The 13197-nt window shown below is 69.4% G+C and carries 14 protein-coding genes; 6 read left to right on the top strand and 8 right to left on the bottom strand.

Annotation, left to right across the window (positions count from 1 at the left end; genetic code table 11):
• Together KBY81_RS14660 and KBY81_RS14655 are read left to right on the top strand one after the other, a co-directional pair.
• The coding region (locus tag KBY81_RS14660; RefSeq protein ID WP_396103789.1) for a SpoIID/LytB domain-containing protein at window positions 1-1078 on the top strand (1078 nt) is incomplete at its 5' end.
• Window positions 1075-1848: a glucosamine-6-phosphate deaminase gene (locus tag KBY81_RS14655; protein WP_219904039.1), complete on the top strand. Its 774-nt coding sequence runs from the start codon at window positions 1075-1077 to the stop codon at window positions 1846-1848. The genes KBY81_RS14660 and KBY81_RS14655, both read left to right, overlap by 4 nt.
• Before the next feature lie 33 nt (window positions 1849-1881).
• Here the strand turns inward: KBY81_RS14655 and KBY81_RS14650 are convergent, their stop codons facing one another.
• Window positions 1882-2658, bottom strand: a complete 777-nt coding sequence (locus tag KBY81_RS14650; RefSeq protein ID WP_254972914.1) for a YebC/PmpR family DNA-binding transcriptional regulator — start codon at window positions 2656-2658, stop codon at window positions 1882-1884.
• An 18-nt stretch (window positions 2659-2676) separates the two neighbouring features.
• On the bottom strand, window positions 2677-3600 hold the full coding sequence (truB, locus tag KBY81_RS14645) for a tRNA pseudouridine(55) synthase TruB (RefSeq protein ID WP_254976888.1): 924 nt from the start codon (window positions 3598-3600) through the stop codon (window positions 2677-2679).
• A gap of 12 nt (window positions 3601-3612) precedes the next feature.
• Here truB and KBY81_RS14640 point away from each other — a divergent pair, with 12 nt between their 5' ends.
• Window positions 3613-4374 (top strand): queuosine precursor transporter, encoded by a 762-nt coding sequence (locus tag KBY81_RS14640; RefSeq protein WP_106220343.1) that lies wholly within the window; start codon window positions 3613-3615, stop codon window positions 4372-4374.
• Here KBY81_RS14640 and rpmA read toward each other — a convergent pair.
• Together rpmA and rplU are read right to left on the bottom strand one after the other, a co-directional pair.
• Complete coding sequence (gene rpmA, locus KBY81_RS14635; RefSeq protein ID WP_106220342.1) at window positions 4371-4637, bottom strand: 50S ribosomal protein L27; 267 nt, start codon at window positions 4635-4637, stop codon at window positions 4371-4373. The genes KBY81_RS14640 and rpmA overlap by 4 nt on opposite strands.
• 51 nt (window positions 4638-4688) lie before the next feature.
• Entirely contained in the window at window positions 4689-5087 is a 399-nt protein-coding gene (gene rplU, locus KBY81_RS14630) for a 50S ribosomal protein L21 (protein ID WP_106220341.1), read from the bottom strand.
• Window positions 5088-5236: 149 nt separating this feature from the next.
• On the opposite strand from rplU, the gene KBY81_RS14625 reads away from it, so the two are divergent.
• The 3 genes from KBY81_RS14625 to kaiC all read left to right on the top strand — a co-directional run bounded on the left by KBY81_RS14625 (window position 5237) and on the right by kaiC (window position 8101).
• Window positions 5237-6082 carry a circadian clock protein KaiA gene (locus KBY81_RS14625; RefSeq protein WP_254976887.1) on the top strand — a complete coding sequence of 282 codons (846 nt, stop codon included), beginning with the start codon at window positions 5237-5239 and terminating at the stop codon, window positions 6080-6082.
• Between the two features lie 9 nt (window positions 6083-6091).
• On the top strand, window positions 6092-6451 hold the full coding sequence (gene kaiB, locus KBY81_RS14620) for a circadian clock protein KaiB (protein ID WP_106220339.1): 360 nt from the start codon (window positions 6092-6094) through the stop codon (window positions 6449-6451).
• Window positions 6452-6556: 105 nt separating this feature from the next.
• Entirely contained in the window at window positions 6557-8101 is a 1545-nt protein-coding gene (gene kaiC, locus KBY81_RS14615) for a circadian clock protein KaiC (protein ID WP_106220338.1), read from the top strand.
• 24 nt (window positions 8102-8125) lie between these two features.
• Here the strand turns inward: kaiC and KBY81_RS14610 are convergent, their stop codons facing one another.
• The 4 genes from KBY81_RS14610 to purD are packed head-to-tail and all read right to left on the bottom strand — an operon-like array spanning window position 8126 to window position 13152.
• The gene (locus KBY81_RS14610) at window positions 8126-8878 is read right to left on the bottom strand and encodes a hypothetical protein (protein WP_254976886.1); all 753 of its coding nucleotides are present in this window, start codon (window positions 8876-8878) and stop codon (window positions 8126-8128) included.
• 52 nt (window positions 8879-8930) lie between these two features.
• Window positions 8931-9722 (bottom strand): hypothetical protein, encoded by a 792-nt coding sequence (locus KBY81_RS14605; protein WP_254976885.1) that lies wholly within the window; start codon window positions 9720-9722, stop codon window positions 8931-8933.
• A 35-nt stretch (window positions 9723-9757) separates the two neighbouring features.
• Window positions 9758-11809, bottom strand: coding sequence for an ATP-binding protein (locus KBY81_RS14600; protein ID WP_106220335.1), 2052 nt, complete (start codon window positions 11807-11809; stop codon window positions 9758-9760).
• Window positions 11806-13152: a phosphoribosylamine--glycine ligase gene (gene purD, locus KBY81_RS14595; protein ID WP_254976889.1), complete on the bottom strand. Its 1347-nt coding sequence runs from the start codon at window positions 13150-13152 to the stop codon at window positions 11806-11808. The genes KBY81_RS14600 and purD overlap by 4 nt, the downstream gene beginning before the upstream one ends.
• Window positions 13153-13197 lie beyond the last annotated feature (45 nt).

Here is a 13197-nt window from a genome sequence, read left to right as displayed (position 1 = left end):
GCATCTGGTGCGCAGCGGCCCGGCCCTGGAGGCCCGGCTGGAGGGGCCCGCCGGCCCGCCCCGGCGGGTGGCGCTGCCCTCAGGCCAGGCCTGGATCGATCCCGCGCCGGGGCGGGGGAGCAGCGGAGAGGCCCTGCTGACCCTGCAGCAGCGCCGCTACCGCGGCCGGCTGCTGGTGCGCGCCGAGGGCGATCGCCTGCAGGCCATCAACCTGATCGATGTCGAGAGTTACCTGCCCAGCGTGGTCGGCAGTGAGATGCCGGCCAGCTGGCCGCTGGCGGCCCTGCGGGCCCAGGCGGTGGCGGCCCGCACCTATGCCCTGCGCCAGCGCCGTCCGGCGGAGCCCTTCGACCTCAAGGCCACCGTGGCCAGCCAGGTCTACAAGGGGGTGGAGGCGGAAACCGACTCCACCCGCGAAGCGGTGCGCAGCACCCGCTCCCAGGTGCTGGTGCACGGCTCCTCCCTGATCAACGCCGTCTTCCACAGCAGCAGTGGCGGCCTCACGGAGAACAGCGGCGAGATCTGGCGCCAGCAGCTGCCCTACCTGGTGAGCGTGCCCGATTACGACCAGTCCAGCCCGGTGCATGTCTGGCAACTTCGCGTCGAGCCCGACAAGCTGACCCGGGCCTTCCGGGAGATCGACGGAGCCTTCCGCATCGAGGTGCTCTCCACCACCAGCTCCGGCCGCATCCGCCAGGCCCGGGTGACGGGCCCCGGTGGCTCGCTGCTGCTCTCCGGCGCCGAGCTGCGCCAGCGGCTGGGCCTGCGGAGCACCCTGGCCCGGTTCGACTTCGAGGCGCCCCGGGCCGCCCCCTTCCCGCCGCCGCTCCCGTCCCTGCAGGGCGTCTTCACCGCCGAGGGGATCCGCTCCCTGGCCTCCGGCCTGGTGCAGGCCCCCTGGCAGACCCCCCGGCCGCCGGCGGCGCCGACCCTGCTGGTGAGCGGCCGGGGCTACGGCCACGGGGTGGGCATGAGCCAGTGGGGCGCCTACGCCCTGGCCCTGCGCGGCGAGGACTACCGGCAGATCCTCCAGCACTACTACCAGGGGGCCCGGATCCAGCCCTATTCCTCCCTTTGAGGCCCAACGCCATCGGCGCCCCGGCCGCCGCCTCCATCGCGCCGGTCGTGCTGGCCGATGCGGCGGCGGTGGCGGAGCGGGTGGCGGCGCTGCTGCTGGCCGATCGGCTGCGGCCGACCCTTCCCCTGGGTCTGGCCACCGGCCGCACCATGGAGCCCGTCTATGCCGCCCTGGCCCGGCGGCTGGGGTGCCTGGAGCCCGCCCTGGCCACCAGGGTGCGCGCGGACTGGAGCAGCTTCAACCTGGATGAGTACGTGGGGCTGGGGCCCCAGGATCCCGCCTCCTTCGCCGCCACCATGGCCCGCCAGCTGGTGGAGCCCCTCGGCCTGGACCCGGAGCGGGTGCGGCTCCCCGATGGGCGGGCCGGCGATCCCGAGGCCGAGGCCCGTCGCTACGGCGCGGCGGTGAGCGGCGCCGGCGGCATCGGCCTGCAGCTGCTGGGCCTGGGCCTCAACGGCCACGTGGGCTTCAACGAACCCCCCGCGGACGCGGCGGTGGCCTGCCGCTGCGTGACGCTCAGCGACCCCACCCGCCGCCAGAACGCCGGCGCCTTCGGCGGCGATCCGAACGCCGTCCCGCAGCGGGCCATCACCCTGGGGATGGCCGAGATCCTCGCGGCCCGCCGGGTGCTGCTGGTGGTGACCGGCGGGGCGAAGGCGGCGATCCTGCGCCGCGCCCTGGGGGAGCCCCCCACGCCGGAACTGCCCGCCAGCTGGCTGCAGCACCATCCCGCCCTCACGGTGATCGCCGACGCCGGGGCCATGGGCTGAACGTCTGCCGGGGCAAAGGCCGGGACGGCCGCCTCAGCCGGGCAGGGCCGCCTCCATCAGGGCCTCATCCGCTTCCAGGTTGCTGGTGACGCTGCGCACGTCATCCAGATCTTCGAGCACATCCAGCATGCGCAGGCAGGCGGCCAGCAGCGTGCCGTCCTCGAGGCGGCAGGGCAGGGAGGCGATCCAGCGGTGCTCCCAGCCGGCCAGCGGCAGCTGCAGGTCCCGGAGCCCGTCCTGAAGGGCTTCGAGGTCGGCAAAGGCGCCGAACACTTCCACGCCCTCGGCATCGATCTCATAGCCCGCCGCCGCCGGCCCTCCCCGCTCCTCAAGGGCCAGCAGGTCCTCCAGCAGGCGCTCCTCATCGGCGCCGGGCAGGGCCAGCCGCACCACGGACCGCTGCTCGAACAGGTAGCTGACGCAGCCGGTCTCGCCGAGGTTGCCGCCGTGCTTGCCGAAGGCCAGCCGCAGGTCGGCGGCGGTGCGGTTGCGGTTGTCGGTGAGGGCCTCGATCAGCACGGCCACGCCCCCCGGTCCGTAGCCCTCGTAGCGCACCGCCTCGAACAGGTCGGCGCCGCCACCCCCCTGGCCGCTGCCCTTGGCCACGGCCCGCTCGATGTTGGCGTTGGGGAGCCCGGCCACCTTGGCCTTCTCAATGGCGGTACGCAGCTGGAAGTTGCCGGCCGGATCCGCACCGCCTCGGGCCGCCACGGTGATCTCCCGCCCCAGTCGCGTGAACAGCGCCCCCCGCCGGGCGTCCACCACCGCCTTGGTGCGCTTGATCTGGGCCCATTTGCTGTGGCCGGCCATCGCGAAGTCGCAGGGGGGTCAACCGGCGGCGTCGAACACCAGCCGGGGCAGGAGCAGGCCCTTGCCATCGGCCCGGGCGATGCCCGCCAGATTGCCATCCGGGGTGAGCACGGCGACGGGCCCCTCAGGCAACTGCTCCACCGTACGGGGCAGGGACCGGCCGCAGCGCCACGGCGACAACTGGGCCGGATCGAGGCGCTGGCGCGGCAGGTCCACCAGCACATCCAGGGGGTCCAGCAGCGGCGGCAGGGGGCCGCTCGCCAGCCGCTCCATGGTGATGGCCTGGTGCAGACCGAAGCCCAGGGCGGCGGTGCGGCGCAGGCTGGCCAGGGCGCCGCCGCAGCCGAGGGCGTCCCCCAGGTCCCGCGCCAGGGCCCGCACGTAGGTGCCGGCGGAACAGCGCACCTCCAGCTCCAGGCGACCGTGCTCGGCGTCCCAGCCCAGCAGGTCGAGGCCGTGGATCCGCACCGGCCGCGCCGCCAGCGCCACTTGCTCCCCCGCCCGGACCCGGGCGTAGGCCCGCTGGCCCTCCACATGCACCGCGGAGACCTGGGGAGGCACCTGGAGGATCTCGCCCCGGAAGCGCCCCAGGGCCCGCTCCAGGTCCTCGGGGCCGAGGGGCGGTACGGCCGTGCGTTCCAGCACCTCCCCCTCGAGGTCGTCGGTGCCGGTGCGCACGCCCAGCTGGACGGTGCCGCGGTAGGTCTTGTCGCCGGGCAGGTAGGGCAACAACCGGGTGGCGGGGCCCAGGGCGATCGGCAGCACCCCGGTGACCGCCGGATCGAGGGTGCCGCCATGGCCCACCCGCCGCAGGCCGTAGGCCCGCCGCACCCGGGCGACGCCGTCGTGGGAGGTCAGGCCGGCGGGCTTGTCGAGCACCAGGAAGCCGCAGCCGTGGCGCGACGGCGGGGATGGCGGCAGCCTGGAAGGACCTTCTCCCATGCTCAGGCGCCGATGACGCTGCAGGACCGGCGCGAGGTCACCTTTCTGGTGCTGGCCGGCATCTTCCTGGGGACCATGGGCATGCTCAACATCCTGGGGCTGACCCGGTTCCTCCACCTGGGCAGCATCGGGTCGTTCCCGATCATCGTGGCGGTGGGGGCCCTGCCGTACCCCGTCACGTTCCTGTGCACCGACCTGATCAGCGAGATCTGGGGCGAACGGCGCGCCTCCCAGGTGGTGTGGGTGGGTCTGATGCTCAACGGCTGGATCGTCCTGGTGCTCTGGCTCGGTGGCATCCTGCCGGGCCTGGACGGATTCGGTGGGGTGGTGGGCCTGCCGGCCGACACCCACGCCGAGGGGGTGCCGGTGTTCTTCGAGGTGCGCCGGCTGGCCTTCGGCGCCGTGGGGGCCTCGATGGCCGCCTACATGGCCGCCCAGTTCACCGACGTGCGCCTGTTCCATTTCTGGAAGCGCTTCAGCAACGGCAAGGCCCTGTGGCTGCGGAACAACGGCTCCACCCTGATCAGCCAGGTGGTGGACACCTCGGCGGTGGTGCTGATCAGCCACTACGCCGCCCACGTGCTGCCAATCCGGCCGGACGAGCCGGTGCTCCCCCAGCTGGGCGTGTTCATCGCCAGCGGCTACGTGTTCAAGCTGGTGGCGGCCCTGGCCGACACCCTGCCCTTCTACCTGCTGGTGGGCTGGCTCCGGCGCTATCTGGAGGTGCCGGGGGACGGCGCCGAACTGGCGGACGCCCCCCTGCCGGGGGCCTAGGCGCCGACGGCGATGTTGATGCGCTTGCGGTTGCGCAGGCCGCGCTTGATGGATTCGAAGCTGACGACGCCGTCCACCAGGGCGAACAGGGTGTCGTCGGAACCGCGGCCGACATTGACGCCCGGGATCACCGAGGTGCCGCGCTGGCGGATCAGGATCGAGCCGGCGCTGACGGTCTCACCGCCATAGCGCTTGACGCCGAGGCGCTTCGAGTTGGAGTCGCGGCCGTTGCGGGTGGAGCCTGTGCCTTTCTTGTGGGCCATGGGAACGGGGAGACGGGTGAACGGGAGGGGGAGGAAGAGGCTGGGGCCCGATCAGACGATCGACTTGCCGCCGACCTTGATCGACTGGACCATCACCCGGGTGAGTTCCTGGCGGTGGCCGTTCTTGCGGCGGGTCTTCTTCTTGGGACGCATCTTGTAGACGATGATCTTCTGGCCGCGGCGATGGGCCATCACCTTGAGCTCCACCGTGGCTCCAGCCACGTAGGGCTGGCCGAGGGTGGTGCCGGAGGCGTCCTTGACCAGGAGCACGTTCTCCAAGGTCACGGTGCTGTCGACTTCGGCGTTGAGGCGGTCGAGATCGACGTAGCGATCCGGCTGGAGCCAGAACTGCTGGCCGGACGCCTCGACGATGGCGTAGGCGCCGGTGGCGTCGCCCTGGGCACCGGCAGCGGGCGCGCTCAGGGGTTCCTTCTGGGGGGCTTGGGTCATCGCTCAGGGGGCGTGGCCAGGCTGGCGGCTGGAAGCCACCATTGGGCCTGGGCGCACGGAATCGAAAGACAGAACTAAGATCCTCCCGTCCGGGCCTCCCTTCCGTCAAGAATCAGCCCGGTCAGGGGAGCTCCCCGCCGCAGCGGTCGATGCCCCAGCCGGTTCTCAACATCCTCTCTCTCATCCAGACCCCGGCCCTGGCCGAGGCCTGCGGCCAGTGGCTCAGGGGCGGTCGCTACCAGCTGGTGCCGGTGGACCCCGCCGCCGGACCCCTGGAGCAGCTGGAGCAGCGCCGCGAGGACTTCGACGGCATCCTGCTGGAGGAGGGCGCCGTCGATGGCAGCTTCTTCGGCAGCCTGCACGACCAGGGCCTGGAGCTGCCGGCCGTGCTGATCGGCCCGGTGGACGGCGAGGTGAAGTTCCACGAGGCGGAGGTCCGCCTGCCCCCCGACCAGCTGGAGCAACTGAGCTACAGCCTGGACGCGGCCGTCTCCCGGTTCCTGCGCAGCAACACCCTGCCGGCCGACAGCGAAGTCAAGGCGGCGACGCACGACGGCTGGAAACTGCCGAATCGGCTCAACGGACGGCTCGGGTACCTGGGGGTCTATTACAAGCGGGATCCCTCCCGCTTCCTGCGCAACCTGGAGGACGGGGAACGGAACGAGCTGCTGGACTCCCTGCGGCGCACCTACCGGGACCTGCTGATCAGCTACTTCAAGAACCCCGCCGCAGCCAATCAGGCGATTGAAAGCTTCGTGAACACGGCCTTCTTCGCCGATCTGCCGATCACCAAGATGGTCGAGATCCACGTGAATCTGATTGAGGAGTTTCGCAAACTGCTGATGCTCAAGGGACAGAAGAACGATTTCCTCCAGGACTACCGTCTGGCCCTGCTCGATGTCATGGCGCACCTCTGCGAAATGTATCGACGCTCCATCCCTCCCGACCTGCCGATCGTGCCCGCCGCCGCCGAATCCTCCAGCCCCACCACCTGAGCCCCAGCCATGACCTTCCGCAAGACCTACATCCTCAAGCTCTACGTGGCCGGCAACACGCCCAATTCGATGCGGGCCCTCAAGACACTGCGCGACATCCTCGAGTCGGAGTTCCGAGGCGTCTATGCCCTGAAGGTGATCGACGTGCTCAAGAATCCCCAGCTGGCGGAAGAGGACAAGATCCTGGCCACCCCGACCCTGGCCAAGATTCTTCCCCCACCGGTGCGCCGGATCATCGGCGATCTCTCCGACCGGGAGCGGGTGCTGATCGGCCTCGATCTCCTCTACGAAGAGCTCACCGAGGATTTCCAGCTCGACGTCGACGATCTCGAAGCCGGCGGTGTGCCCTCGACGCCGGAATCCTCCTGAGCCCCGATCGGGGCCCGACTCAGGCCCGCTGCCACCCTCCCCGCCTGCGCTCCCAGGCTCGACCCCGATTCCCTTCCGACCCCACGCCCCTCTTCCATCTCTTCGATGCAGGATCCCAACGACCACGCCGCCGCTGCCAATCGGATGCAGATGCAGAAACTTCCGACGGGGATCGAAGGTTTCGATGACATCTGCCATGGCGGGCTGCCGATCGGCCGATCGACCCTGATCAGCGGGACATCAGGAACCGGCAAGACCGTCTTCTCCCTGAATTTTCTCTGCAACGGCATCCGTCAGTTCAACGAACACGGCATTTTCGTCACTTTCGAGGAATCCCCCCTCGACATCCTGCGCAACGCCTCCAGCTTCGGCTGGAATCTGCAGGAGATGGTCGAGCAGAACAAGCTGTTCGTTCTCGATGCCTCCCCGGATCCCGATGGCCAGGAGGTTTCCGGCAGCTTCGATCTCTCCGGCCTGATCGAGAGGATTCACTATGCGATCCGCAAATACAAGGCGCGGCGCGTGGCGATCGACTCCATCACCGCCGTCTTCCAGCAGTACGACGCCATCTCCGTGGTGCGGCGCGAGATCTTCCGGTTGATCGCCAGGCTCAAGGAGATCGGTGTCACCACGGTGATGACCACCGAACGGGTCGATGAGTATGGGGCCATCGCCCGCTACGGCGTCGAGGAATTCGTCTCCGACAACGTGGTGATCCTGCGCAACGTGCTGGAGGGGGAGCGGCGGCGGCGCACGGTGGAGGTGCTCAAGCTGCGCGGCACCACCCACATGAAGGGGGAATTCCCCTTCACCATGGGCAGCCACGGCATCAGTGTCTTCCCGCTGGGGGCGATGCGCCTCACCCAACGTTCCTCCAACGTGCGCCTCAGCTCCGGCGTGCCCCGGCTCGATGAGATGTGCGGGGGTGGCTTCTTCAAGGACTCCATCATCCTGGCGACCGGCGCCACCGGCACCGGCAAGACCCTGCTGGTCAGCAAGTTCGTGGAGGATGCCTGCCGCAGCAAGGAGCGGGCGATCCTGTTCGCCTACGAGGAATCCCGCTCCCAGCTGCTGCGCAACGCCACCAGCTGGGGCATTGATTTCGAGCAGATGGAGCAGGACGGCCTGCTCAAGATCATCTGCGCCTATCCGGAATCCACGGGCCTCGAGGATCACCTGCAGATCATCAAGACCGAGATCAGCCAGTTCAAGCCGTCCCGGATGGCGATCGATTCCCTCTCCGCCCTGGCTCGGGGTGTCAGCCACAACGCCTTCCGGCAGTTTGTGATCGGGGTGACGGGCTATGCCAAACAGGAGGAGATCGCTGGATTCTTCACCAATACGTCCGAAGAATTCATGGGAAGCCATTCGATCACCGATTCCCACATCTCCACCATCACCGACACCATTCTGCTGCTGCAGTATGTGGAAATCCGCGGCGAAATGGCCCGGGCTCTGAACGTGTTCAAGATGCGCGGTTCCTGGCACGACAAGGGCATCCGGGAATTCGTGATCACCGGCAACGGGCCGGAAATCAAGGATTCCTTCGCCAACTTCGAGCGCATCATCAGTGGGGTGCCCCATCGCATCACCACCGACGAACGGGCCGATCTGGGCCGGATCATGCGCAGCATGGACGGGGAGAGCTGAGCCGCCGCATCAGCCCCCCTATCTTCAGCTGTGCAGCGCCCGCTGGTTGGAGCGGTGGAAGCGGGCCATCAGCAGGGGCCCCAGCACGCTTCTGAAGTGGCGCGTGATCTGTTCACGGCGCTGGTTCAGGACCGGTGCGGCATGGTTGGCCTCGACCAGGGACGGCGGGGCTCCGATCGCCTGCAGGAAGCGGGGCAGCAACCCTTCCGCTCCGACTGCCCGGTCATAGTCGAGGAGCTGCAGCGGCGAATTCGAAAGGCCTCGCCACCTGCGAACAAAGGCACGTTGATCGCAGAACTTGGAATAACGCCTTCCCCACAGAAGAAAAGGGAGGGCGAAACCGGGATAGCCCAGGCGGGCCCGCAGCCCGGATCGCCTCAGCTCGCAGTACAACGACTCCAGATAATCGTCCACACGACGCAGAAACATCAGCCAACTCACGGTGTGTCCCTCCGCAAGGAGGCTTGCCTCCAGCCGTCTCAATCGATCGGGCCGCACGACCAGCAGACTGAGATCCTCGCAACTGATGACCGCCCGGGGCAGCGGACAGCGCCGCAGCTCCTGCACGAGCTCCTCCAGTCCGCCGTGGGCCGGATTCCAGCGCTTGTCTTCGAGCAGCTCGAAAGCAAGCTGATGGTGACCGGACTCCGGGGAATAGGTTCCCGCTGTCGGGACGTAGATGCCCACGGCCTCAAGATCTGCCGCCCGCCGCCTGAGGAAGGCCTGGATGGATGTGCTCCCCGTCTTGTGGTCGCCAATATGGAGGAACAGATGCATCGACGGGAGATGGCGCCGGGAGCCCGATCCTACGCGTCATGCCGAGGGTCGCTCAGCCATTGATGACACGCCGATTGCCGCGCTGGAAGCGGGCCATCAACAGCGGCCTCAGGAACCGCCGGTAGCGGCGTGTGACGTGCTCCATCCGGCTGTTGAGTCGGGACTGTTCGGAGACTGCGGTGGCGATGAGGGCCTCAGGAGCACCGAGGATGGTCAGGAAACAGGGCAGAACACCCTGCCTGGCCAGGGCCTGGTCGTAGTCGCGCAGCAGCAGCCGGGAGGCCGACAGCTGGCGCCAGCGGCGGGCAAAGACCACAAAATCGAAGTAGTGCACGGAACCGCCGAATCGCTGCGTCTGTCGATATTTTCCCCAGGCCAGGATGGAGAGAACGAAGCCCGGGTAGCCGAAGCGGGGGCGCACCCCACAGCCCCAGAGGGTGGTGTAGAGGGATTCCGAATAGTCGTCGACGCGGCGCAGGAACACCACCCAGGTCAACGTATGTCCCTCCCGCCGGAGGGTCGATTCCAGACGACGCAGCGCGTCCGGCTTCTCCACAAGACAGCAGAAATCTTCGCTGCTGATGACAGCTTTCCTCAGGGTCGGAGAGCTGTCGGCCAGACGCAACTCGTCGACGAGTTCCTGCAAGCCTCCGAGGGTGGGATCGTAGCGACTGTCACCGGCCAGCTGGAAGGCCAGATTGTGATGGCCGGAGCTGTCACAGAGGGTGCCGGCCGAGGGAACCAGGAGGCCGGAGTCGGCGAGCTCACGGGCCCAGGTCCTCAGACAGGCCTGCAGGGATGTGGTTCCTGTCTTGTGGGTTCCGATATGGACGAAGACATGCATTCTCTGTGGGAGAGGCCGGAATGGCCAGCGCGAGCCTACGCGGGGATTCTTCGGTCCGCTTCGATGTCGGCCAGGGAGGCCGAGCGCTCCGCCTGGACCCGGAGTTCATCACCGTCGGCCTCCTCCAGGGGCAGGTCGAACCAGAAGGTGGTGCCCACGCCGGGCTCGCTGGCCATCCGGGCCTGGCTGCCGTGCTTCTCGAGGATGCCCCGCACGATCGAGAGTCCCAGCCCGGTGCCGGCCTCGGTATGCACGGCGTTCTCGACCCGGAAGAAGCGCTCGAAGATCCGCGCCTGGTCGGCCTCGGAGATGCCGCAGCCGGTGTCGGCGATCTCCACCCGCAACCGCGGCAGCCGCGAGGTGAGGGTGCAGGAGGGATGGGCCTCCGGTCCGCCGGCGGGATCCAGCGGGCAGTGGTCGGGCCAGGGATAGGCGCGCAGCAGCAGCTGGCCGCCGCTGCGGGTGAACTTGAGGGCGTTGCCCACCAGGTTGTCGAACACCTGCAGCAGCAGATCCCAGTTGCCCCGCACCCGGGGCAGGTGCTGATCCCCGCTGAAGAGCAGCATCACCCCCTTCTCCTCGGCGTTGAGCCGGTAGGTGCGCAGGGTCTGCTCGATCGCCGGCGCCAGGTCCATGGGCTCCAGCTGCCAGACCCGGTCGGACTCCAGCCGGGACAGGTCGAGCACGTCGGTGACCAGGCGGGAGAGCCGGTCGGTCTCGGCATTGGCGATGCTCAGGAACTCCTTCTGCTGCTCGGCGCTGAGCAGGTCGCCCATGTCATGGAGCGTCTCCACATAGCTCTTGATGTTGCACAGGGGGGTGCGCAGCTCGTGGGACACGTTGCTGATGAAGCGGCTCTGGGCGGCGTTCAGCTCCACCTCCCGGGTGAGGTCCTGAATCGTCATGGCGATGCCCTTGAGGGTTTCGCCGCTGGCATCCCGCACCGACTGGAGCACGATGCGCAGGGTGCGGGGGGGGTCCCCGAAGCTGCAGCGCACCTCGGTGGTGTCCCGCTCGCTGCTGATCAGGCTGGCGAGGGGAACGTGCAGCTCCATCGCCAGCCGGTCCGGCAGCTCGGCTTCCAGGTCGCTGCCCTCCAGGTTGCGGCCCTCCCAGCGGAACAGACGGCGGGCGGTGGGGTTGGCCAGCACGATCCGGCCCTCGGCATCGAGCAGCACGGCGCCGTCGGCCATGGTGGCGATCAGGGACTGCTGCTTCACCTGGGCGGCGGTGAGCTCCTCGATGTTGGCGGCCTTGTAGACCTCGAGCTGGGAGGCCATCGTGTTGAACCCGTTGAGCAGCTCCCCCAGCTCACCCCCCACCGGCAGGGCGATGCGGGTCTCGAAGTTGCCCCCGGCGATCGATCGCACCCCCCGCAGCAGCTCCTTCACCGGCTGGGTGATGGTGAGGGCATTGAACACCGAACCCAGGATCACCAGCACCCAGATGGAGATGAACACCGCCACCGTCACCTCCCGGGTGAGGGCAGCGCTGGCCAGGAGTGTCTCGTTGGGGTTGATGCCCAGGGCCACCACCCCGAGATAGCGGCCGTCGCTCACCATCGGCACGAACACGTCGGTGACCTGGCCGTCCGGGGTGAGGTGCTGGCGGATCAGGGGGTTGTCGGGGCGGCGCTGGATGTCGGCCGGCAGCTCCAGGCGGCGGCTGAGCACCCGCTCCCCCATGCCGGTGCTGCCGCCCATCGGGATGCCGAGGTAGATCACCCCGTCCGAATCGGCGAAGAAGATGTAACGGAGACTGCGGCTCGACTGCCAGAAGCGTTCGGCCACCGAAGCCAGTTCGCGGTCGTTGCCCTCCGCCACCAGGGGGGTGACGTTGGCCGACAGCAGCAGACCGAGATCCCGGGCGAAGCGGGTGTCGCTCATCCGGGCATCGCGCTGGATGCCATTCAGGGCCAGGAAGGTGATGCCCGTCATCAGCAGGCTCACCACGAGGGTGGCGACCGCCAGCAGCTTGGTCTGGAGGCTGAACTCGGCCCACCAGCGCTGCAGGCGCGCCCGCCAGAGGCTGAAGGAGCCGGCAGCCTCGGTGCCGCCCAGGGTGGGGCCGGATGCGGACGGGGTCATGGCAGAGCCGGGCGTCGCGTCCGCACCTGGTGGCCGATGTCGCGGCGGTAGACCATGCCCTCGAATCCCACCCGTCCCAGACCGTCGTAGGCCCGCTCGAAGGCGGTGTCGAAGTCGTCGGCCTGGGCCACCACCGCCAGCACCCGGCCGCCCGCCGTGACCACGGGGCCCGCCTCGCTGCGGCGGCTGCCGGCATGGAACAGCTGCAGGTCAGGGGCGTCCCCCAGGTCGCCGTCGATCGGATCACCGCGACGCACTTCGCCGGGATAGCCCGCGGCGGCGGCGATCACGCAGGCGCTGCAGCGCGGTTCGATCGTCAGCGGGGGGGCCTGCTCGAGGCGGCCGGTGGCGCAGGCCAGCAACACCTGGGCCAGTTCCGGACCGAGCAGGGGCATCAGGGTCTCGCACTCCGGATCCCCGAAGCGGCAGTTGAACTCGATCACCCGCAGGCCGGCCTCGGTGAGCATCAGGCCGGCGAAGATCACGCCGCGGTAGTCGATGCCCCGGGCCCGCAGGGCCGCCAGGATCGGCTCTAGCACCCGCTGGCGCACCTGCTCCATGCCCGCCGCATCCAGCAGTCGGGCGGGGGCGTAGGCCCCCATGCCGCCGGTGTTGGGACCGGTGTCCCCCTCGCCGATGCGCTTGTGGTCCTGGGCCGGGGGCAGCAGCACCATGGAGCGGCCGTCGGTGAGGGCGAACACCGACACCTCCGGTCCGTGCAGGCGCTCCTCCAGCACCAGGGAGGGGGCGGCGGCTTCCCCGGGGGCGGCGCTCTGGAAGCGGCCGGCGAACACCTCCTCGATGGCCTCCCGGCACTGCTCAAGGCTGTCGGCCACCGTCACGCCCTTGCCGGCGGCCAGGCCATCGGCCTTCACCACCAGGGGACGGCCATGGCGTTCGAGGGCCTCCAGGGCCTGCTGGCGATCCGTCGCCGCCCAGTAGCCGGCCGTGGGCACGCCCGCTTCCTGCATCAGATCCTTGGCCCAGCGCTTGCTGGCCTCCAGCAAAGCCCCGTCGGCACCGGGGCCGAAGACCGCCAGCCCCTCCGACCGCAGCCGGTCCGCCAGGCCGGCGGCCAGGGGCGCTTCCGGGCCCACCACCACCAGGTCGATGGCGTGGGCGCGGCAGGCCGCCGCCAGGGCGCCATGGTCGCTCTCGGCGATGGCCAGCTGGCCGCAGCCCGCCAGGGCGGTGGTGCCGCCGTTGCCGGGGGCCACCAGCACCTGCTCCACCCCGGGGCAGCGCGCCAGGGCCCAGCCCAGGGCGTTCTCGCGGCCACCGCCACCCACCACCAGGATCCGGGCCGGCACCGGGGACGGGGGGGAAGGGTCGGTCACGGTCAACGGGGCCACGGGGCGGAGGGGGCGCGGAAGGGGGGTGGATCGGGG

The sequence above is a fragment of the Cyanobium sp. Lug-B genome, from assembly GCF_024345635.1.
Taxonomy (GTDB): domain Bacteria; phylum Cyanobacteriota; class Cyanobacteriia; order PCC-6307; family Cyanobiaceae; genus Cyanobium; species Cyanobium minutissimum.
The sequence above is the reverse complement of the archived record's forward strand: the minus strand, read 5'-3'. Positions and strand labels throughout refer to the sequence as shown.

Coding starts and splice junctions, on each gene's coding strand:
- KBY81_RS14650 (WP_254972914.1), bottom strand. CDS start 2,658: ATGGCCGGCCACAGCAAATGGGCCCAGATCAAGCGCACCAAGGCGGTG.
- KBY81_RS14605 (WP_254976885.1), bottom strand. CDS start 9,722: ATGCATGTCTTCGTCCATATCGGAACCCACAAGACAGGAACCACATCC.
- KBY81_RS14600 (WP_106220335.1), bottom strand. CDS start 11,809: ATGACCCCGTCCGCATCCGGCCCCACCCTGGGCGGCACCGAGGCTGCC.
- KBY81_RS14625 (WP_254976887.1), top strand. CDS start 5,237: ATGCCCCAGCCGGTTCTCAACATCCTCTCTCTCATCCAGACCCCGGCC.
- KBY81_RS14640 (WP_106220343.1), top strand. CDS start 3,613: ATGACGCTGCAGGACCGGCGCGAGGTCACCTTTCTGGTGCTGGCCGGC.
- rpmA (WP_106220342.1), bottom strand. CDS start 4,637: ATGGCCCACAAGAAAGGCACAGGCTCCACCCGCAACGGCCGCGACTCC.
- KBY81_RS14610 (WP_254976886.1), bottom strand. CDS start 8,878: ATGCATCTGTTCCTCCATATTGGCGACCACAAGACGGGGAGCACATCC.
- truB (WP_254976888.1), bottom strand. CDS start 3,600: ATGGGAGAAGGTCCTTCCAGGCTGCCGCCATCCCCGCCGTCGCGCCAC.
- kaiC (WP_106220338.1), top strand. CDS start 6,557: ATGCAGGATCCCAACGACCACGCCGCCGCTGCCAATCGGATGCAGATG.
- kaiB (WP_106220339.1), top strand. CDS start 6,092: ATGACCTTCCGCAAGACCTACATCCTCAAGCTCTACGTGGCCGGCAAC.
- rplU (WP_106220341.1), bottom strand. CDS start 5,087: ATGACCCAAGCCCCCCAGAAGGAACCCCTGAGCGCGCCCGCTGCCGGT.